We start from the raw sequence: 20973 nt of genomic DNA on the forward strand, positions 1-20973 counted from the left end.
TTTCGAGTGTCCTTCCGAATCCGCCGTTCGCTACGGAAGGCACCGCAAGATAAGGCGAACGGCGGATTCGGGACACTCGCATGAATCTGTCGGAACTCTGTATCCGCAGACCGGTGATGACGACGCTGATGACGGCGTCGATCATTGCCTTTGGCGTGTTCGGTTTTCGGCTGCTGCCGGTCTCGGCGCTTCCCAAGGTTGATTTTCCGACCATCCAGGTCACGGCCACCTTGCCGGGTGCAAGCGCCGACACGATGGCGGCTTCCGTTGCCGGCCCGATCGAGCGTCAGCTCTCCACGGTCGCCGGCATCTCGTCGATGTCGTCCAGTTCCTCGCAGGGAACAACTTCGATCACCGTCCAGTTCGATCTCAATCGCAACATCGACGGTGCCGCACTCGACGTGCAGACCGCGCTGACGATCGCGCAGCGCCGCCTGCCGGTCGAGATGCTGATTCCGCCCAGCTTCCGCAAGGTGAACCCGGCCGATTTCCCCGTGCTGTTCGTATCGCTCAGTTCGGAGACGTTGCCGCTGTCGACCGTCAACGAATACGGCGACATCACCATCGGCCAGACGCTGTCGCAGATCCCGGGCGTGGCGCAGGTGCTGATCTACGGCACGCAGAAATTCGCCATTCGCGTTCAGGCCGATCCCGAGGCTGCGGCGGCTCGCGGGCTATCGCTGGAAGACATCCGCGCGGCGGTGTCGCGCGCCAACTCGTCGACGCCGGTCGGCACCCTGAACGGACCGAAGCAGGACATCGCCATTCAGGCGTCGGGGCAGCTCAACAAGGCGATCGATTATCGTCAGGTCGTGGTCGCGTGGCGCAACGGTTCGCCCGTCAAACTCGATGAAGTCGCCAGAATCTACGACAGCGTCGAAAACGACAAGGTCGCCACCTGGTTCAACGGCACGCGCTCGATCGTGTTGGCGATCCAGAAGCAGCCCGATGCGAACACCGTGGCGGTGGTCGATGCGGTGCGGGCCAAGCTGCCGTCGCTGCGGGCGCAGATCCCGCCCTCGATCACCATGGACGTCACGCTCGACCGCTCGGTGTCGGTGCGCGAATCCGTCGCCGACGTGGAGGAGACCCTGCTGATCGCGGTCGGTCTCGTGATCGTCGTGATCTTCCTGTTCCTGCGTTCGGCCTCGGCCACATTCATTCCTGCGCTTGCGGTTCCGATCTCGCTGCTCGGTACCTGCGCGGTGATGTATGCGCTGGATTACTCGATCAACAACATGACGCTGCTGGCGCTGACGCTGTCGGTAGGCTTCGTGGTCGACGACGCCATTGTCATGCTCGAAAATATCATGCGCCATATCGAGAACGGCATGAAACCGTACGAAGCGGCGCTGAAAGGCGCCCGCGAGATCGGTTTCACGATTCTGTCGATTACGTTCTCGCTGATCGCGGTGTTCATCCCGGTGCTGCTGATGGGCGGCATCGTCGGCCGCGTGTTTCGCGAATTTGCGGTCACCATTTCGGTCGCCATCATCGTGTCCGGCTTCGTGTCGTTGACGCTGACGCCCATGCTGTGCGCACGGGTGCTGAAGCCGCACGATCCGCATCACAAACCCAACTTCGTGTTGCGCTGGTTCGAGACGATGTTCGACTCGTGGCTGCTCGGCTACGAATGGACGCTCGACCGCGTTCTTAAATACAAGTCCATCATGCTGATGGTGACGCTGGCGACGCTTGGCGCAACCATCTGGTTGTACATGATCGTGCCGAAGGGTTTTTTCCCGCAGGAAGATACCGGCTTCCTGAGCGGCACGACGGAAGCGGCGACCGATACGTCGTTCGAAGCGATGGGCGCGCGGCAAAAAATTCTTGCCGATATTCTGCGAGCTGATCCTGCAGTGGAGTTCGTGAACAGCACGGTCGGGTCCGGTGGTCCCAATCCGACGGCGAACTACGGGCGTCTGTTCATTGGCCTGAAGCCGAAGAACGAGCGCGACCCCGCGCCGGTCGTGATGGCGCGGCTGCGGCAGAAGGCGCTGCAGGTGCCCGGCTTGCAGGCGTTCTTCCAGAGCATCCAGAACCTCAACATCGGCGGGCGGCCGTCGAAGAGCCAGTATCAATACACGCTGCAAAGCGGTGATACGGACTCGCTCTATCGGCTTGCGCCGGAGATGCGCGAGAAGATCGCGAAGGTGCAAGGTCTGCAGGACGTCACCACGGACCTCTACATCAAGAACCCGCAGCTGACGGTCGAGATCGATCGCGAAAAGGCGGCGGTCTATGGCGTAACCGCCGATCAGATACGCAATCAGCTCTTCAATGCTTACGGCGCTCGGCAGGTTGGCACGATCTACATGCCTTCGAATGACTACCAGATCATTCTTGAAGTGCAGCCGAAATTCCGCGTCGACCCGACAGACCTGTCCAAGCTGTACGTCAAGACGACGAACAACCAGACTATTCCGCTCGATGCCGTGGCCAGGATGGTGCCGACGGTCGGACCGCTGCAGATCAATCACCAGGGTCAGCAGCCGGCGGTGACGATTTCGTTCAATCTCGCGCCGGGCACGTCGCTCGGCTACGCCGTCGACCAGATCACCAGGATCGAGCAGGATTCGAACCTGCCGGCGACCATCGCCACGGGTTTCTCCGGAACGGCGCAGGTGTTCCAGGATTCGCTGCGCGGGCAGGGCGTTCTCATTCTCGCCGCCGTGTTTGCCGCATTCGTCATCCTCGGCATTCTCTACGAGAGCTTCATCCATCCGATCACGATCATCTCGGGCCTGCCGTCCGCAGGTATCGGCGCGATCCTGACGCTGATGCTGTTCAAGATGGAGATGTCGGTGATCGCCATGATCGGCATCGTCATGCTGGTCGGCATCGTGAAGAAGAACGCCATCATGATGGTGGACTTCGCCATCGAGCGCCGCACCGTGGGACTCAGCGCCGAACACGCCATTCGTGAAGCGGCGCTGCTGCGTTTCCGCCCGATCATGATGACGACGTTTGCTGCGATTTTCGGCACGCTGCCGATCGCGCTGGGAGCGGGGGCAGGCGCCGAACTGCGGCAGCCGCTTGGTGTCGCGGTTGTCGGCGGTCTGCTGGTCTCGCAGTTGCTGACGCTGTTCATCACGCCGGTGATCTACATCTACCTCGATCGCATCGACCGCCGCCTGAAGCGTCGTCTCGATCCGACCCTGGAGGAGACGCCGGACGTCCAGCCTCCGCGCGTTGCGGCGGCAGAGTAAGATCCCGATGCGCATCAGGCCTGCGACGACATGGTGGTGCCTGGCGATCGCCGCCGTCGCATTGCTTGCTGCCGCGCCTGTTCGTGCAGCGGAAGAGCCGATCGAAATCTTCGACGCGCATCTGCACTACAACTGGGAGCCGACCCCGTACTACCAGCTCGACGAGGTGCTGGCGCTGTTCAAGACGCACCGCGTCACCGGCATTCTGGCAACCAGCCGCCCCAACACCGGGACGCATGCGCTGATGGACGCGAAGGCCGAGGGCTTATGGGTTGTTCCCTTCATTCGTCCATACCGCGTCCGTCCCGACATCCAGACCTGGTTCAACGATCCGACGATCTTCGATCTGGTGCAGGACGAGTTCAAGCGCGGCTACTATCGCGGCATCGGCGAGTTTCATCTCTCCGGGAAGGCCGCGGCCACCGAGTGGGTCAAGAAGGCCGTGGACTTCGCGGTCGCCAATGATCTCTACCTTCATGCCCACGCCGACGACGAGGCCGTGGAGATTTTGATGCGCCATAACGGGCGCGCGAAAATCATCTGGGCCCACACCGGATTCAGTCTCGCGCCGAGCCGTGTCGCATCGATGCTGGCCACCTATCCGCAACTGTGGGGTGAACTGTCCTATCGCGGTGGCATCACGGGGGTTGGCGGAGAACTGACGCCGGAATGGCGCGCGATGTTCGAGAAGTATCCGGATCGCTTTCTGCTTGGATCGGATACCTGGATCAGCGAGCGCTGGGCGAGCTACGGCGCGATCATGGCCGGGTATCGCGGCTGGCTGAAGCAACTGCCGCCGGCGGTCGCCAAGCAGATCGCGCACGGCAATGCCAAGCGGCTGTTTGCCGCCAACGAAAACAGCCCTCGCTAAGGGTCAGATCGAGAAGCTGGTGCCGCAGCCGCAGGACGCGGTGGCATTTGGATTGACCACGCGGAACGATGCGCCGATCAGGTCATCGACAAAGTCGACTTCCGATCCGGCCAGGAACGGCACGGACGAGGGGTCCACCAGCACCACGGCGCTGTCGCGCTCGATCACCAGATCGTCGTCGGCCCTGGCGCGCTCCACATCGAATTTGTACTGGAAGCCGGAACAGCCGCCGCCTTCGACGCTGATACGCAGCATCGCACCTTCGCCTTCCGTCTTGAGGATGGCGCCGATTCGCTTCGCAGCCCGCTCCGAAATTGTGACATTGGCGGCTGGCGCGAGGTCAGTGGCAGTCATGACAGGTCTCCGGACGGCCGGGGTGTTTGAATGTCCCCGCTAGTGTCCTGAATCCGAAGTTCGCCTTACTTTGCAGCGCGCTCCATAGCGAACTTCGGATTCAAAGGACACTAGCAAATTATAATTCCAGTGTGGTTTTGGTTCGCAAGTCCGCAAATGGACGTGCGGTGAGATAATGCGGACTTTGCGAACCACCACACTAGGGCATAGTTAAGTGCGCTGAACGCCAGAATCAAACACCGAAAGTAGAATAAATCGTATGTCGGTCGGAATGGCTGCCCCTCCTGTGGTCTATGGCTGCGACCCCGGTCAAAGCCGCGGGAGGCGGTTCAATGAAGCGCCCAGCCTGCGCCGCAGCGCTTTTCGCCGCGATTGTGACCGGGTTATTCATTCCAATGCATTCCGGCGCCTGAAGCACAAAACCCAGGTCTTCGTGTTCCACGAAGGCGATCATTACCGGACCCGTCTGACCCATACGCTCGAGGTGGCGCAGATCGCCCGCGCGCTGGCCCGGCAACTTGGGCTCGACGAAGATCTCACGGAGACGCTGGCGCTGGCCCATGACCTTGGCCATCCGCCGTTCGGCCATGCCGGAGAGCGCGCCCTCGACGAGTGCCTGAAGGCGCATGGCGGCTTCGATCACAATGCGCAAAGCCTGCGCGTGGTGACGCTGCTGGAGCGGCGCTATCCGGACTTCGATGGCCTCAATCTGACGTGGGAATCCCTCGAAGGCATCGTCAAGCACAACGGACCGTTGATCGACAGCAACGGCGAGCCTGTCGGCCGATATCGCGAGCATGGCGTACCGGTCGGCATATCGGAGTATGTCGCCCATCACGATCTCGAATTGTGGAGCTACGCCTCGCTGGAAGCGCAGGTTGCCGCCGTGGCCGACGACATCGCGTATGACGCCCACGACATCGACGACGGGTTGCGGGCAGGGCTGTTCACGGTCGACGATCTCGGAGGGATTCCGCTGATCGCCGACATCAACGCCGTCATCATCGCGCGCTATCCTGTCCTCGACGAGACCCGGCGCGGCGCGGAACTGGTGCGCGAACTGATCTCCTACTTGATCGAAGATGTGTTTTCAGAAACCCGCAAGCGGCTCACGGCCATCCACCCCAGGAGCGTCATCGATGTGCGCAACCATAACGCCACGCTCGTCGGCTTCTCGGCCGAAGCCGAGAAAACGGAAGCGGCGATCAAGCGCTTTCTCAAGACGCGGATGTATCGCCACGAGCGGGTCATGAGCGTCATGCGCGACGCAGAGGCCGTGGTCCGCGATCTTTTCGCGCGCTATCGTGCCGAACCCGGCGACCTTCCTGCCGAATGGCTGCCGCATCATGGCGAGGAAGACGAGGCCGGCCGGGCCCGCCGGATCGGCGATTTCATTGCCGGAATGACCGACAGATACGCCATTATCGAGCACCAGCGGCTTTTTGACTCGACCCCGGATTTACGTTAGGCGGCGGCCTGAATATGCCGATTTCGTGCGCCCACCAGGACACTTTCCAATGACTTCGCCCAGCCAGCCCCAGCATTTGTTCGCCGACGTGCTTTCGCGCGTGCATGCCGTATGCGCGGCGCTCGGCGGCGAGGGTGTATTGCCTGTGGGCATTGATCTGACGCGTGTGGTCGTGGAACCGCCGCGAGACGTCACCCACGGCGACATGGCCACCAACGCGGCGATGGTTCTGGCCAAGGACGCCAAGGCGAAGCCTCGCGAACTTGCGGACAGGATCGCGGACAAACTGCGCGCCGATCCGGTCGTTGAAAGTGTCGATGTCGCCGGACCGGGCTTCATCAATCTGACGCTGAAGACGTCCGCATGGTTCGGCGCGCTGCGGAGCGTGCTGGAGCAGGGCAACGGTTATGGCCGCAGCGCGATCGGCGCGGCCGAGAAGGTCAATGTCGAATACGTCTCGGCCAATCCAACGGGGCCGATGCATGTCGGCCATTGCCGGGGCGCGGTGTTTGGTGACGCGCTTGCGAGCCTGCTCTCGTTTGCCGGTTATGACGTCACGAAGGAATACTACATCAACGATGCCGGCGCGCAGGTCGATGTGCTCGCGCGTTCTGCCTTCCTGCGCTATCGCGAGGCGCTCGGCGAAGCCATCGGCGAAATTCCCGAGGGACTTTATCCCGGCGATTACCTTGTGCCGGTCGGCAAGGCCCTTGCGGCAGAACACGGCGACAAGCTGCTGAAGCAGTCCGAGGCAGAGTGGTTGCCGGTGGTGCGCGCCAAAGCCATCGCCATGATGATGGAGATGATCAAGGGCGATCTGGCGGCGCTCAACATCAAGCACGACGTCTTCTTCTCTGAACGCTCGCTCAACGAGAACGGCAACGACCGCGTCGGCGCCACCATCGCCGGACTGCGTGCCAAGGGCGATGTCTACGAAGGCCGCCTGCCGCCGCCGAAAGGAGCGCCGGTCGAGGATTACGAAGATCGTGAGCAAACGCTGTTCCGTGCCACCGCCTTCGGCGATGACGTCGATCGTCCGCTGAAAAAATCGGACGGCTCGTACACCTACTTTGCGTCCGACATCGCCTATCACAAGACCAAGGTTGATCGCGGCTTCCTCAACATGGTCGACGTATGGGGCGCGGATCACGGCGGCTACATCAAGCGCGTGCAGGCGGCCATCAAGGCCGTGACCGGAGGCAAGGCTGCGCTCGACGTGAAGATCGTTCAGCTCGTGAAGCTGCTGCGCAACGGCGAGCCGGTGAAGATGTCGAAGCGTTCCGGCGATTTCGTCACGCTGCGCGAGGTCGTGGACGAGGTCGGTTCAGACGCTGTGCGTTTCATGATGCTGTTCCGCAAGAACGATGCGGTGCTCGACTTCGATCTCGCCAAGGTGATCGAGCAGTCGAAGGACAACGCGGTGTTCTATGTGCAGTACGGGCACGCGCGCGGGCATTCGATCTTCAAGAACGCGCGCGAGACGGTTCCATCGTTGCCGGAAGAGGCGGCTGCGCGCGTTGCGTTTCTGCGTGATGCGAAAATCGAGCGCCTCAGCGATCCGGTCGAACTAAGCCTGATCCGGCAGATCGCACTGTACCCGCGAATTGTCGAAGCGGCGGCGCTCGCGCATGAGCCACACCGAATCGCGTTTTACCTGTATGATCTTGCGAGCGAATTCCATGCGCTTTGGACCAAGGGTCGCGATTTGCCCTATTTACGCTTCATTATCCAGAATGATGCAGAGATAACAATCGCGCGGCTGGCCTTGGTTCAGGGCGTCGTCTCGGTTCTGGCTTCAGGCCTCGCCGTACTCGGCGTCCATGCTCCAGACGAGATGCGATAGCTGGGGATTGACCGCCGCGGGGAACGGGTGGCGGCAGTGTGAATAGCGGCCGCTCCGTTTGAACGACGGGGGCGTCGCTTTCCCGAAGGGGATGCAACATCGCAATGGCGAACCAATATCGCGACAGACCGTTTCCGGCGGACGACGACTACGCTCGGGATCAATCCCGTATTGCTCCCCAGCAGGGCGAGAGCGATCCGTTGGCAGAGCTGGCGCGCCTGATCGGGCAGACCGATCCGCTTTCGAATTTCGGCCCCGGTCAGCAGAAGCATCCGCAACAGCCTGCTCAGCACGACCAGTACGACGCGTACGAGCCCGCTGCCGAAGAGGAAGTCCCCGCGAGCCGTCCGTCGTGGATGCAAAATCTGGCTGCGTCCCGGCATGCGCCGCAGGAGCCGGCCTATCGGCAGGAGCCCGCATTTCGGGACGAGGATCACTACGCTCCCCAAGAGGATCAGTACGCTCCTCAAGAGGATCATTACGATCCGCGGTATGCCGCGCAGAGCAATCCGGCCTATGGCAACCATGCTCCGCAGTTCGATCATTCCGGCTACGATCCGGTGCTGCCGGGACAGGCGCACGGCCATCAGGCCGCTGGCGGTGACCGTTACGATGATGTCCTTTATGGCCGTCCGGATCATACTCCCGGCCGCGAGGAGTTCGGCGCTCAGGAGGAGCATTACGGCGACGGCGCCTATGACCGGCCGCCCTACGATGAAAATTTCGAACAGGAGCCGAAGCCGCGCCGCGGCGGGACCATGACGGTTGTGGTCGTTCTCCTGCTTGCAGTTGTCGGCACCGGTGCCGCCTTCACTTACCGGACCTTCGTCGGCTCGCCGCGCAGCGGCGAACCTCCGGTCATCAAGGCCGACGCCGGGCCGAACAAGGTTATCCCGCCCGGCGCGATCGATGGCTCGGGCAAACAGATCTACGACCGCGTCGGCGACAAGTCAGCCGAGCGCGTGGTGTCCCGCGAAGAACAACCTGTTGACGTCAACGCCAGGACCGGACCGCGCGTGGTGTTTCCGCCGCTCACCCAGAATGCGAACCCGCCGTCAGTCGCCAGCGCGTCGACCAGCGTTCGGCCGACGGGTGCAGGCGTCGGCAACGGCACCCTCACCGGCGGCGAGGAACCGCGGAAAATCCGCACCCTGAGCATTCGCCCGGACCAGCCGGATTCAGCGGCTGCCGCACCGACTGCGGCGCGTGCCCAGATGCCGGCGCAGCAACGCGCTCCGGCTCCGGCCAGCACCGCTTCCACAGGCGCGCCGGCAGCCAATGCTCCGGTTTCGATTACACCGCAAGCGGCTCCTCCTGAGCCCCGGGCGAAGGTCGCCGCGATCAACCCTGCCGCCGTCACGGGTGGGGGCGCCTATGTGCAGGTGTCCTCGCAGAAGACCGAGGCTGACGCGAAGGCGTCCTTCAAGTCCCTTCAGGGCAAGTACGCAGGCATTCTCGGTTCGCGAACCGCCGCGATCCACAAGGCCGACATCGCGGGCAAGGGCACGTTCTATCGCGCGATGGTGGGACCGTTCGGGACCAACGACGAGGCCACGCAGTTCTGCGTGAACCTCAAGTCGGCCGGCGGGCAGTGCGTGGTCCAGAGGAAATAGTGCTGAGAGTCTGACGGAAGGATCCTAAGGATGGTCGCCTGGCGAGACCAGCCAGTGGAAACTTTACCCAACCCTACGCGAATTGTTGCGACCGCTGGTCCCGTCCGATCCAGCGGAAGCTTCTGTTTCAACGCTTCCCGTTCCTATTTCATTTCGATCAGTTGGACGAGATTTCCGCAGGTGTCGTCCAGAACCGCCATTCGCACAGTTCCTGCATCCATCGGCTCCACCGTGAACGCGACCCCAAGCTCGCGAAGTCTTGCAAACTCCGCATTCAAATCCTGAACCTTGAATGACACCGCTGGAATGCCGTCTTTGACGAGGGCGTCCTTGTACGGCTTGACGGCTGGATGCTCACTCGGCTCGAGCAGCAATTCCGTTCCCTCGGGTTCTTCTTGCGACACAACCGTCAGCCAGCGGTGAGTTCCAAGGGGAATATCGTGCTTCACCTTGAAGCCGAGCTTGTCGGTGTAGAACGTCAGGGCCTCGGCTTGGTTATCGACAGAAACGCAGGTCACATAAATCCGCATGGTGGATGCCTTTCCTAGAGGTGCTTCCTGAGCCACAGATCGGTCGCCACTCGCATTGGCGTGACATTCAGGGAATGGGTTTTGGTCCGCCCCTTCCATGCAGTTGTGATCAATCCGGCCCTTTCCAGCATGTCGAGGTGCTGGGAAATCGTTTGTCGAGACAGGCTCTTGCCATCCGCCGCGAAGGATGAGGCACAGACCTCGAACAATGATTGCTCGGGGCGCTCTCGCAGGACATCGAGGATGCGCCTTCGGGTCGGATCGCCGAGAGCCTTGAAAATCAGGTCGAGTTCGTCGTCAGTCACGCGTGCAGAAATGCAGTAAAATTACTGCATGTCAATGCGCTTGATGGCAGGCGGTGATGCTCCCGCATCCGTTCTTCGGATCGCCCATCTCTCGTTGCGTCCATCGGCAGTCACGAGTTGTGAGGACGCGAAAGCGTTCGCCATCTCATTGAGATTGGCTGTGATTGTGGATGAAACCCCACAATCACGTGCGAATCCCCCGGGTTTCCTTGACCCTGGCGCCATGCGCGGGCTAATCGCCGACCTATGGCCGCGCGCGCATTCATCACGGGTGTTTCCGGAACCGCTTTGACCGACGACGAGCGCGCATTTCTGCGCGATCAGCGGCCGTGGGGCTTTATTCTTTTCAAGCGCAATATTGACACTCCCGATCAAGTTATTCGACTGATTGAGGAAATGAGATCTGCTGTCGGCCAACCCGAGGCCCCGGTCCTGATCGATCAGGAGGGTGGCCGGGTCCAGCGGCTCCAGCCGCCCCAATGGCCAGCCTATCCGCCCGGTGCGGTGTTCAGTGCCCTGTACGAGATCGACCGCGATGCCGGGCTTGAGGCCGCGCGTCTGTCGTCCCGGCTGATTGCCGCCGATCTGGCCGATCTCGGGATCACCGTGGACTGCCTGCCATTGGCTGATGTCCCGGTTCCCGGAGCGGACTCCGTGATCGGCAATCGGGCCTATGGCACGACCCCCGATAAAGTGGCCGCGATTGCCCGCGCGGTCACCGACGGGCTGGCGCAGGGCGGTGTGCTGCCGGTCCTGAAGCACATTCCCGGCCACGGAAGGGCCACAGCGGACAGCCACTTTCAGCTGCCGACGGTCGATACCCCGGTCGCGGAACTCGCCAAAACCGACTTCGCGGCCTTTGCGCCGCTGGCCGATCTGCCGATGGCGATGACGGCACATGTTGTGTTTAGCGCCCTCGACCCCGCCCAACCTGCGACGACATCTGCGACAATCATTGAACAGGTGATTCGCGGGGCCATCGGATTCCGGGGTTTGTTAATGAGTGATGACGTGTCCATGAACGCCTTGCAGGGATCGATTGCGGAGCGCACGCGCGCCAGCCTGGCGGCGGGCTGCGACGTCGTCCTGCATTGCAACGGCAAGCTCGATGAGATGCGGCAGGTCGCCGGCGAAACGCCGATGCTCGCGGGTGAAGCGTTGGCTCGCGCTGATCGTGCTCTCGCGTCGCGCCGGGCGCCTCAGCCGTTCGACCGGGGCGCGGCGCGTGCCGAACTCGACCGCCTGATCGATCGGGCAGGGAGCCTGACGTCATGAGCGCCGAAATTCTCTCCTTCGAAACAGGTTTGCCGACGGACAACGCCGACGACGAACCGGCGCTGGTCGTCGATGTCGAAGGTTATGAGGGTCCGCTCGACCTGTTGCTTGCGCTTGCGCGTCAGCAGAAGGTCGATCTCGCCAAGATTTCCATTCTGGCGCTCGCGGATCAGTATCTCGTTTTCATCGAAGCTGCGCGCAAGCTGCGGCTGGAGCTGGCTGCCGACTATCTCGTGATGGCGGCGTGGCTGGCGTATCTCAAGTCGCGCCTGCTGCTGCCTGAACCGCCTGAGGCCGAAGGGCCGAGCGCGGAGGATCTCGCGACCGCGCTGGCCAACAGGCTGCGCAGGCTCGAGCAGATCCGCGAGGCCTCGAACCGCCTGATGACGCGGCCGCAACTGCGGCGCGATATTTTCCCGCGTGGTCAGCCGGAACAGATTGCGCAGGTCAAGCATGCCCGCTGGACCGCGACGCTGTACGATCTTCTGACCGCCTACGCCACGCAGCGCCAGCAGCGTGTGCTGGCGACCGTGCATCTGACCAAGCGGACCGTATGGTCGCTGTCCGAGGCGCGCGCGTCGTTGGAGCGGCTGGTGGGTTCGGCCGAATCCGAGGATTGGGCGAGCCTCGACGATTACCTGATGCGCTACGTGGTCGATCCCACGCAGAAGGCGACGGTGTTCGCGTCGAGTTTCGCCGCGGCACTCGAACTCGTGCGCGAAGGCACGCTGGATCTGCACCAGAAGGAAGCGTTCGCGCCTTTGTATTTTCGTAAGCACGTAGAGCATTTGCCTCCCGACGCTCAAGCCGCGCCGGAAGTGCCTGTCGAGTAAGTGGAAGAAGGAGAACAGGCGATGCCGATGGCAGCGAAGTATATCGCTCCGGTTGAAGAGGTTCCTGTTGAGGAGTCTCTCGCGGAGGAACAACAGGCCACTTCGATCGAGGAGCAGGTTGCGTCTGCCGATGAGACCGTTGGCTCGGCTAAACCACAGGCCGCGCCTGTGCAGGAGAGCGCCGTTGCGGGGGGACGTCAACGACGGCCGATGATGGCGAGTCCGTGCGTAACCCCGTCGCGCGCCCCGAGGAATTGCGCTTGCTCGAAGCCCTGCTGTTCGCTTCGACCGAACCGCTCGATGAGCCATCGCTCGCCAAGCGCATGCCCGAAGGCGTGGATGTGAAAGCTGCGCTGGCGCAGCTGCAGGCTGACTACGCGATGCGCGGCGTCAATCTGGTCCGCGTCGCGAGCAAATGGACCTTCCGCACCGCTGGCGATCTGGCGTGGCTGATGACCCGCGAAAGCATCGAGACGCGCCGCCTGTCGCGCGCGGCGATCGAGATGCTGGCGATCATTGCCTATCACCAGCCGGTGACCCGCGCCGAGATCGAGGAAATCCGCGGCGTGGTCACGTCGAAGGGTACGCTGGACGTGCTGCTGGAAACCGGCTGGATCCGTCCGCGTGGACGTCGCAAGACGCCGGGCCGGCCGCTGACCTTCGGCACCACGGAAGCCTTCCTGTCGCAGTTCAGCCTCGAAGCGCTGGGCGATCTGCCCGGCCTCGACGAGCTGAAGGGCGCGGGCCTGCTGGATACGCGGCTGCCGGGCGGTTTCGCTGTTCCATCGCCATCCGACGATCCGGCGCTGCGCGAGGACGAAGAGCCGCTTGAGCCGGGCGATCTCGAATTGGCCCTGGCGCCCGCCGTGGAGCCGGAAAAAAGCGAAGAAAGCTGAGTTTCCGAGTGTGGCGCGGACGATCGCGCTTGTCGGGGAGCGAACATTAACTCTCGTGTCAATGCGCCGGTTTGCGCAGTCGTGACGCGGGGTTAATCCTTGTTTTTGACACCTCCGGGGCCTAGTTTCTGGTCAGATTTGGCTGGGAAAACCCGGTCGCGTGCTTGGAGGATGGCAGTATGGGTTCGTTTAGTATCTGGCACTGGATCGTCGTGATCGGCGTCGTCCTGCTGTTGTTCGGCCGCGGCAAGATTTCGGACCTGATGGGTGACGTCGCGCAGGGCATCAAGGCCTTCAAGAAGGGCATGGCCGACGACGAGGTGAAACCCGCCGAGAAGCCCGAGCCGGTCAAGACCATCGATAGCTCGCCTTCGGCAACGTCGTCGCGCAGCGACGTCGGCAGCAAGGTGGTCTGATTTCAGACTGCGCTATTTCTGACTGAGGTGCGGGGGTCAAACCCCGTGAGCGGAATCTTCCATGTTCGACATCGGGTGGAGTGAACTGGTCGTTATCGGCGTCGTTGCGCTGATCGCCATTGGCCCGAAAGAACTGCCCGGTGTGCTGCGCACGGTCGGGCAGTGGATGGGCAAGGCCCGCCGCATGGCCTCCGAATTCCAGGGCCAGTTCAACGAGGCGATGCGCGAAGCCGAAATGGCCGACATCAAGAAGACCTTCGATGATGCGTCCGCCGCCGCGAAGGATCTGTCGCCGACCAATCTGCTGACGTCCCTCAACAAGGACGTCGAGGACGCCATGAAAATCGACCAGCCGGTGATGACGCCGACCACGCCGGAGCCGCCGACAGCGGCGACGTTCGCCGAGGCTGAGGCGCACGCGCCGGCCATTGAGCCCCCGAAGCCTGCCGTACCGGACGCCAAAGCGTCATGAGCGCAGAAGACATCGAAGCCACCAAGGCGCCATTGATGGATCACCTGATCGAGCTGCGCTCGCGGCTGATCAAGGCGCTGCTGGCGTTCGCGGTGGCTTTCATCTTCTGCTTCTTCTTCGCCAAGCAGATCTACAACGTGCTGGTCTGGCCGTTCGTCTGGGTCGCGGGACCTGAGAACTCCAAGTTCATCTACACCGCGCTGCTGGAATATTTCCTGACGCAGTTGAAGCTTGCGATGTTCGGCGCGGGATTCATCTCGTTTCCGGTGATCGCCGCGCAGATCTACATGTTCGTCGCGCCGGGGCTCTACAAGCACGAGCGCGGCGCGTTCCTGCCGTACCTGATCGCGACGCCGATCTTCTTCGCGCTCGGTTCGCTGCTGGTTTATTTCCTCGTGTTGCCGATGCTGATCCGCTTCTCGCTAGGCATGCAGCAGGTTGGCGGCTCGGAGACCGCGCAGATCGCGCTGCTGCCTAAAGTCGGCGAGTATCTCTCGCTGATGATGTCGCTGATCTTCGCGTTCGGAATCGCGTTCCAGTTGCCGGTGATCCTGACGCTGCTCGGGCGGATCGGAATCCTGACCTCGAAGCAACTGCGCGAGAAGCGGCGCTATTTCATCGTGATCGCGTTCGTGATCGCTGCCGTGCTGACCCCGCCGGACGTCATCAGCCAGATGTCGCTCGCGATCCCGCTGTTGGTGCTCTACGAGGGCTCGATCATCGCGGTCGGTGTCGTTGAGAAAAAAGCGGCCAAACAGGCTGCCGGCACGACGCCGCCCGCAGATGCGCCTCCAACCCCTCCGGCGACGACGCCTGCGGAGTAGTCTCACTGCCTCCGACCCCAGCCGTCACCCTGAGGCGCCGGAGCGCAGCGGAGGACTCGAAGGGCGACGGCCTTGCATCCGATTCGCCATCCTTCGAGGCTCGCCAAGCGGCTCGCACCTCAGGATGACGGCCGAGTTTGATATTCCAAATTGCGGTTATTCGCGGTACTGGATGCCCGCCGTTTATTCTCTGCATACGTGCAGATTGCCCGCATAAAAATGAGCTCCCATGCACGATATTCGATGGATTCGCGACAACCCGGACGCTTTTGACGCAGCGCTGAAACGGCGCGGGCTGGAGCCGTTGTCGAAGATGTTGGTCGCGCTCGACGAGAAGCGCCGCGCGGCCATTCTGGCGTCGGAGCAGACACTGGCGCGGCGCAATGCGGCTTCCAAGGAAATCGGCGACGCCAAGAAGAACAAGGACAATGCGCGCGCCGACGCGCTGATGGCCGAGGTCGGCGAACTCAAGACCAGACTTCCCGAGCTTGAGGCGACGGTGAAGCAGGTCGAAGAAGAGTTGAAGAAAGAACTCGCGCAGATTCCAAACCTGCCGCTCGATGAAGTGCCAGACGGCGCCGACGAGCACGGCAATGTCGAGCATCATCACTATGGCGCGAAGCGCAATTACGCGTTCAAGCCGAAGGAGCATGTGGAACTCGGCGAAGCGCTGAAGTTCATGGACTTCGAGGCGGCGGCGAAAATGTCCGGCGCGCGTTTTGTCGTTCTGAAGAAAGGCCTCGCGCGCCTCGAGCGCGCGATCGGGCAGTTCATGCTCGATCTGCACACCAACGAGCACGGCTACACTGAAGTCAATCCGCCGCTCTTGGTGCGCGACGATGCGATGTTTGGCACCGCACAGTTGCCGAAGTTTGAGGACGATCAGTTTTGGGTAAGGCTCTCAGCAGATCTTCATAGAAGCCGATCCAAAGAGATGATGTCGTATGTGAAGCGCATTGTTATCGCACAGAGCAAATTGGAAAAATTTGGGATAGATATAGAGTTTCACAAACCTGATGGCAGCGATTTGGATTTTGAGATTTCCCTTTTGGTTTTGGAAATCGCAGAATGTCAGCAAGCAATTGCACATCTAAAATATCCTGACCGCTTGGGCCTTGTTCCAACCGCCGAAGTGCCACTGACCAATCTCGTTCGCGAATCCATTCTCGACGAAAAAGAACTGCCGATGCGACTGACCGCGCTGACGCCGTGTTTCCGCGCGGAGGCGGGTGCTGCGGGACGCGACACGCGCGGCATGATCCGTCAGCATCAGTTCACCAAGGTCGAACTGGTCTCGATCACGACTCCCGAAGAATCGAAGAACGAACACGAGCGCATGCTGTCCTGCGCCGAAGAAGTTCTGAAAAAGCTCGACCTGCATTACCGCGTCATGACGCTGTGCACCGGCGACATGGGCTTTGCGTCACAAAAGACTTACGACATCGAAGTCTGGATGCCGGGACAAATATCGAGCCAGGGTGAGGGCGGCATGTACCGCGAAATTTCCTCGTGCTCGGTGTGCGGCGACTTTCAGGCGCGGCGCATGGATGCGCGCTCGCGCGGGCCGGACGGCAAGCCGCGCTTCGTGCATACGCTGAACGGCTCGGGCACGGCGGTTGGCCGCGCACTGATCGCCGTGATGGAAACCTATCAGCAGGACGACGGCTCGATTGCCGTGCCGGATGTGTTGCAGCCGTATATGGGCGGCCTCAAAGTGATCGCGAAGGAATAACTGGTACCGCCTATTGGAAGTTCCTACAGCGCCAGCAGCGGGTCCGGTTAGGAACTTCCCATAGAAAGCGGTACCAGAATTATAAATAATGCCAGTACCCATAACTTTCCGAAGTTCGTGAAAGGCGGTGCTGAAATGGGACACGAACTTCGGAAAGTGGGTACTGGTAAAATGCGAATTCTCTGCACGAACGACGACGGCATTCACGCGCCGGGCCTCAAGGTCATCGAGGAAATCGCGCAACAGTTGTCGGACGACGTCTGGGTCGTTGCGCCCGAACTCGATCAATCCGGCGTGTCGCACTCGCTGTCGCTGAACGATCCGCTGCGGTTGCGCGAAGTCGGCCCGCGTCACTTCGCGGTGCGTGGCACGCCGACCGATTGCGTGATCATGGGATCGCGTCACATCCTCGGCGACAGGGGCCCGGACCTCGTGCTGTCGGGCGTCAACAAGGGCCGCAACGTCGCCGAAGACGTTGTCTATTCGGGCACCATCGCCGGCGCGCTGGAAGGCACCATTCTCGGTCTGCCGTCGTTTGCGCTGTCGCAGGAATTCTCGATGGAGACGCGCAACAAGCCGCTGTGGGATACCGCGCTGAAATTCGGGCCCGACGTGATCCGCAACGTGATGAAGTTAGGGGTGCCACGCGACACCGTGATCAACGTCAATTTTCCGGCGTGTTTGCCGGACGAGGTGAGGGGCATTGCCGTCACGAAGCAAGGCAAGCGCAATCAGGGCTTCCTGCGCGTGGACGGCCGCCATGACGGACGCGGCAATCCGTATTACTGGATCGGTTTCGAACGACTGGCAGTGGTCGACGTTCCGGCGGAAGGCACCGACCTCGCGGCGCTTGGCGCAAACTTCGTGTCGGTCACGCCGCTGCGGCTCGACCGGACCGACGTCGCGTTTTCGGAGAAGCTCAGGGGCGTTTTGAAATAGGGCGCTCCTGTCATTGCGAGCGCAGCGAAGCAATCCAGAGCGACGAGCAAGAACTGGATTGCTTCGTCGCAAGTGCTCCTCGCAATGACGAACGTTTACGCCGCGATACCTTTCAGCACCGCCTCGATCGTGCGCGCCAGCGTTTCGATCTGGAAAGGCTTTTGCAGGGTCGGGCGGTCACGGAATTTTTCCGGAAGACCCTGCGCGCCGTAGCCGGTGGCGAACACAAGGGGGAGGCCGCGCATCTGAACGGCTTCGGCGACCGGTGTGATCACCTTGCCGTTGACGTTCACGTCCAGGATGGCGATGTCGAAGTCGACGGCCTGGACCAGCCTGATGCCTTCGTCGATATCGCCTGCTTCGCCGGCAATCGTATAGCCAAGCTCCTCCAGCATGTCGGCAACCATCATGCGGATCATGACTTCGTCTTCGACCAGCAGAATCGATGTCCGCGATGCTGCTTTAAAATTGCCCGGCATTCGTCCCCCAACGACAAATCTGGACCACTGGAATAACACAATTATTCAGCGCAAAAACTCACACCTGATTGAAAGGTTCCATTAGCAGGAACTTCTTGGCGCCGATCCTTGTCAGGACTGCACTGGAAAGAACCGACCCCGCCCGGTCGCCAGCACGACGCCGGTGCTCAGGTTCTCCAACCGGCCTTCGACATCCACATAGCGACCATAGTCGGCAACCAGCGAACCGCGCCCGACGATCGGCGTCTCGGTCGGCACCGGTTTCATGTAGCGGATGGTCAGTTCGCCGGTTACCCCCAGCCGCCCTGTTACCCGGAGCACTGTGGCCGCCAGCACCTCGTCGAGATAGGCGGCAACGATGCCCCCGTGTGCGGCGCCCGGAGGCCCTTCGTACTGTTGCGAAACGACGATCGGCGAGGCGACGCCTTCGTCTGTCTTGAAGGTACGTACGTGCAGGCCCGTGGGATGCGATGGACCGCAGCCGAAACATTGATGAAAGCGGTTGTCCGGCTCGCCTGAAAGGCGCTGCTCCTCCAATCCGTCAAAGGTGGAGCGAAATGGTACGGGAAGGGGTAATGTCATGAGAGTCTCGGCACGCTTGAACTGCAAGCGGTCATTGCGCAGAACATATCCGGATTGCTAACACGAAAAGGTGGCGCATGCCGCCACACTTGTCAAAGCATGCATCGGATTTAACTCTTTTCCGCTTTCAACGTTGATCACGTATGCAGTCATCCCAGCCCACGCCACACGACAAGATGATGTTTCAGTTGACCTTGCGGCAGCGCGGGATCAGCGATCAGGCCGTGCTGAAGGCGATGGGGGACATCCCCCGCGAACTGTTCGTGACCTCGCTGGACCGGGGCTATGCCTACCGCGATACCCCGCTGGGCATCGCCTGCGGCCAGACCATCAGCCAGCCGTTCGTCGTGGCCTACATGACCGAGCAACTCGATCTTGAGCCGGGGCATCGCGTGCTGGAGATCGGGACGGGCTCGGGGTACCAGGCCGCGATCCTGTCGAAGCTATGCCGGGAAGTCGTGACGCTGGAACGGTTTCGTACGCTGGCCGATCGCGCCAGGCTGGTTCTGAAAGAACTCGGCTGCGACAATGTGGACGTCATCCTTGGTGACGGGTTCGACGTGCCCGAAACGCTGGGCACGTTCGACCGGATCATGGTCACCGCGGCGATGGAGGAAATCCCCGAGGCGTTGCTCGGACGGCTGGAGCCGAACGGCGTGCTGATCGCGCCGGTTGGACCAATGAACGACCGGCAGGTTCTGGTCCGCGTCGTCAGAACGGCCGACGGCTTCAACCGGCAGGAACTTGTTGCAGTGCGCTTCGTCCCGGCGCTGCAGGGGATCGCCCGCGAACTCTGAGTTTGCAGTATCGGCTTCCCGTTCTCGGGATCACGCGCTGACGCGTTGCGAACCCTTGTGGCGGCAGGCAGATTTGGAGCCTTAAAGAGTTATTTACTCGGACTGTGTTTACTCAAATTTGTGTTAGTTGCGTACGAGTGAGTAACCATGTCCCGCTTTGTCGAGTTGATAAGCTCGCGTCACGCGCCGCATTTCGTGGTCCTGACGCTCGTCTCGGTCGGATTTGGCGGTTGTAGCGCCGACACTCAGACGCGGTTCTCGGAAACGACCTTTTCGAACCCCTTCGCTTCGCGCTCAGCGCCGGAGTCGACCGGGTCCGTCCCCAGCAATTATCGCGGCGCGCCTCAGCAGCAGCCCGCCTATCAGCAGCAATCTTATCAGCAGCCGCGCGAGCTTCCCCAGTACGCCCGGCCGCAGTCCGCTCCCGTGATCTCCGCGCCGCTGTCCGCGCCCGTTGCCACCTCAGGCGGCGGCAAGGGCATGGCGTCCTATGCGCCTCCGTCTTCTTCGCCGATCGAGACGACCGCTTCCGTTGCTCCGCGCTCGGTTGCTGCGAATTCGGGATACAGCCGCGAAGGCGGCACGACCATCATCGTCGGCACGGCGGATACGCTCGACGTCATTTCGAAGCGCTACAATGTTCCTTCGTCTGAAATCCTGAAAGCGAACGGCTATGGCGGGCCTCGTGTCCTTCAGCCGGGCCAGCAACTCGTCATTCCGCGCCGTGTGGCGCAAGCCAATCCGCCCACGCTGTCGACTGCACCGGGCACAAAGGTCGCAGCAGGGCTTCCGGCCAGCGTTCATGTCGTCAAGTCCGGCGATACGCTGATGAACCTGTCGCGCCGTCACAACATCGCGCCTGCTCAGCTGGCTGCGGCGAACAACATTCCGGTCACGACGCAGCTCAAGATCGGCACCAAGATCAATATTCCGGGCGGCAAGGCGGTTGCAGCGGCTCCTGCTCCGCAGGTTGTTGCTGAAGCGCCGAAGCCTGCGGCTGCAGCGCCTGCGCCAGCAGTCAAGCCGGTCACGGTTGCGTCTGCGGAGCCTCAGCAGAAGGCACGCGTCGCCGCTGAAGCTCCTGCGGCCGAATTGCCTGAAGCGTCACCCGTAAAGGCGGCTGATGCGACCAACGCCCTGCCGACATTCCGCTGGCCGGTGCGTGGACGCGTTATCACCGCGTACGGTGCAAAGGCCAACGGCAAGCAGAACGACGGCATCAACGTCGCCGTTCCTGAAGGCACGCCGGTGAAAGCCGCAGAAGACGGCGTGGTTGCCTATTCAGGCAGCGAACTCAAAGGTTATGGCAATCTGATCCTGGTGCGGCACTCCAACGGTTATGTCACCGCGTATGCCCACGCGAGTGAACTGATGGTGAAGCGCGGGGATACGATCAAGCGCGGCCAGATCATTGCCAAATCGGGTCAGACGGGGGAGGTGGGGTCGCCGCAGCTTCACTTCGAGATTCGCAAGGGATCTTCAGCCGTCGACCCGCTTCAATTCCTGAACGGCGCCTGAGATTTTACGCCGATATT

20 protein-coding genes are annotated in these 20973 nt (G+C 61.7%); 15 read left to right on the forward strand and 5 right to left on the reverse strand.

Annotated features, from left to right (window positions below):
- Positions 1 to 80 precede the first annotated feature (80 nt).
- The gene (locus tag BN32_RS04835; RefSeq protein ID WP_019196985.1) at positions 81 to 3209 is read left to right on the forward strand and encodes an efflux RND transporter permease subunit; all 3129 of its coding nucleotides are present in this window, start codon (positions 81 to 83) and stop codon (positions 3207 to 3209) included.
- Between the two features lie 7 nt (positions 3210 to 3216).
- Positions 3217 to 4080: an amidohydrolase family protein gene (locus BN32_RS04840; protein ID WP_019196986.1), complete on the forward strand. Its 864-nt coding sequence runs from the start codon at positions 3217 to 3219 to the stop codon at positions 4078 to 4080.
- A gap of 3 nt (positions 4081 to 4083) precedes the next feature.
- Here the strand turns inward: BN32_RS04840 and erpA are convergent, their stop codons facing one another.
- On the reverse strand, positions 4084 to 4434 hold the full coding sequence (gene erpA, locus BN32_RS04845) for an iron-sulfur cluster insertion protein ErpA (protein WP_019196987.1): 351 nt from the start codon (positions 4432 to 4434) through the stop codon (positions 4084 to 4086).
- Between the two features lie 259 nt (positions 4435 to 4693).
- On the opposite strand from erpA, the gene BN32_RS04850 reads away from it, so the two are divergent.
- The 3 genes from BN32_RS04850 (at position 4694) to BN32_RS04860 (ending at position 9358) form a co-directional block, all read left to right on the forward strand.
- Positions 4694 to 5902 (forward strand): deoxyguanosinetriphosphate triphosphohydrolase, encoded by a 1209-nt coding sequence (locus tag BN32_RS04850; RefSeq protein ID WP_019196988.1) that lies wholly within the window; start codon positions 4694 to 4696, stop codon positions 5900 to 5902.
- 49 nt (positions 5903 to 5951) lie between these two features.
- Complete coding sequence (gene argS, locus BN32_RS04855) at positions 5952 to 7745, forward strand: arginine--tRNA ligase (protein WP_019196989.1); 1794 nt, start codon at positions 5952 to 5954, stop codon at positions 7743 to 7745.
- A 104-nt stretch (positions 7746 to 7849) separates the two neighbouring features.
- Complete coding sequence (locus BN32_RS04860) at positions 7850 to 9358, forward strand: SPOR domain-containing protein (protein WP_019196990.1); 1509 nt, start codon at positions 7850 to 7852, stop codon at positions 9356 to 9358.
- A 143-nt stretch (positions 9359 to 9501) separates the two neighbouring features.
- Here BN32_RS04860 and BN32_RS04865 read toward each other — a convergent pair whose 3' ends face one another.
- Together BN32_RS04865 and BN32_RS04870 are read right to left on the reverse strand one after the other, a co-directional pair.
- On the reverse strand, positions 9502 to 9924 hold the full coding sequence (locus tag BN32_RS04865) for a VOC family protein (protein ID WP_244438090.1): 423 nt from the start codon (positions 9922 to 9924) through the stop codon (positions 9502 to 9504).
- Positions 9903 to 10193: an ArsR/SmtB family transcription factor gene (locus BN32_RS04870; RefSeq protein WP_019196992.1), complete on the reverse strand. Its 291-nt coding sequence runs from the start codon at positions 10191 to 10193 to the stop codon at positions 9903 to 9905. The genes BN32_RS04865 and BN32_RS04870 overlap by 22 nt, the downstream gene beginning before the upstream one ends.
- 246 nt (positions 10194 to 10439) lie before the next feature.
- Here BN32_RS04870 and nagZ point away from each other — a divergent pair, with 246 nt between their 5' ends.
- The 8 genes from nagZ to surE all read left to right on the forward strand — a co-directional run bounded on the left by nagZ (position 10440) and on the right by surE (position 17580).
- Complete coding sequence (gene nagZ / locus BN32_RS04875) at positions 10440 to 11468, forward strand: beta-N-acetylhexosaminidase (RefSeq protein WP_019196993.1); 1029 nt, start codon at positions 10440 to 10442, stop codon at positions 11466 to 11468.
- Positions 11465 to 12301: a segregation and condensation protein A gene (locus tag BN32_RS04880; RefSeq protein ID WP_019196994.1), complete on the forward strand. Its 837-nt coding sequence runs from the start codon at positions 11465 to 11467 to the stop codon at positions 12299 to 12301. Before nagZ ends, BN32_RS04880 begins: the two co-directional genes overlap by 4 nt.
- Positions 12302 to 12525: 224 nt before the next feature.
- Entirely contained in the window at positions 12526 to 13197 is a 672-nt protein-coding gene (gene scpB / locus BN32_RS04885; RefSeq protein WP_051488437.1) for an SMC-Scp complex subunit ScpB, read from the forward strand.
- Between the two features lie 179 nt (positions 13198 to 13376).
- Positions 13377 to 13613 (forward strand): twin-arginine translocase TatA/TatE family subunit, encoded by a 237-nt coding sequence (locus BN32_RS04890; protein ID WP_019196996.1) that lies wholly within the window; start codon positions 13377 to 13379, stop codon positions 13611 to 13613.
- A 61-nt stretch (positions 13614 to 13674) separates the two neighbouring features.
- Positions 13675 to 14085 (forward strand): Sec-independent protein translocase protein TatB, encoded by a 411-nt coding sequence (tatB, locus tag BN32_RS04895; RefSeq protein WP_019196997.1) that lies wholly within the window; start codon positions 13675 to 13677, stop codon positions 14083 to 14085.
- Positions 14082 to 14909: a twin-arginine translocase subunit TatC gene (gene tatC, locus BN32_RS04900; RefSeq protein WP_019196998.1), complete on the forward strand. Its 828-nt coding sequence runs from the start codon at positions 14082 to 14084 to the stop codon at positions 14907 to 14909. Before tatB ends, tatC begins: the two co-directional genes overlap by 4 nt.
- 229 nt (positions 14910 to 15138) lie before the next feature.
- Entirely contained in the window at positions 15139 to 16641 is a 1503-nt protein-coding gene (serS, locus tag BN32_RS04905) for a serine--tRNA ligase (RefSeq protein WP_019196999.1), read from the forward strand.
- A 171-nt stretch (positions 16642 to 16812) separates the two neighbouring features.
- Positions 16813 to 17580: a 5'/3'-nucleotidase SurE gene (gene surE, locus BN32_RS04910; protein ID WP_019197000.1), complete on the forward strand. Its 768-nt coding sequence runs from the start codon at positions 16813 to 16815 to the stop codon at positions 17578 to 17580.
- Between the two features lie 95 nt (positions 17581 to 17675).
- On the opposite strand, the gene BN32_RS04915 is transcribed toward surE, so the two are convergent.
- Both BN32_RS04915 and BN32_RS04920 read right to left on the reverse strand, forming a co-directional pair.
- Positions 17676 to 18059 (reverse strand): response regulator, encoded by a 384-nt coding sequence (locus BN32_RS04915; protein WP_019197001.1) that lies wholly within the window; start codon positions 18057 to 18059, stop codon positions 17676 to 17678.
- A 111-nt stretch (positions 18060 to 18170) separates the two neighbouring features.
- On the reverse strand, positions 18171 to 18641 hold the full coding sequence (locus tag BN32_RS04920) for a PaaI family thioesterase (RefSeq protein ID WP_040426004.1): 471 nt from the start codon (positions 18639 to 18641) through the stop codon (positions 18171 to 18173).
- Positions 18642 to 18784: 143 nt separating this feature from the next.
- Between BN32_RS04920 and BN32_RS04925 the strand changes: the two genes are divergently transcribed.
- Together BN32_RS04925 and BN32_RS04930 are read left to right on the forward strand one after the other, a co-directional pair.
- Complete coding sequence (locus BN32_RS04925; protein ID WP_019197003.1) at positions 18785 to 19438, forward strand: protein-L-isoaspartate(D-aspartate) O-methyltransferase; 654 nt, start codon at positions 18785 to 18787, stop codon at positions 19436 to 19438.
- 147 nt (positions 19439 to 19585) lie between these two features.
- A complete protein-coding gene (locus tag BN32_RS04930) occupies positions 19586 to 20956 on the forward strand; it encodes a peptidoglycan DD-metalloendopeptidase family protein (RefSeq protein WP_019197004.1) in 1371 nt (456 codons plus the stop codon).
- The last annotated feature ends 17 nt before the right edge of the window (positions 20957 to 20973 follow it).

It is taken from the genome of Afipia birgiae 34632 (assembly GCF_000308295.2).
Classification (GTDB): Bacteria; Pseudomonadota; Alphaproteobacteria; order Rhizobiales; family Xanthobacteraceae; genus Afipia; species Afipia birgiae.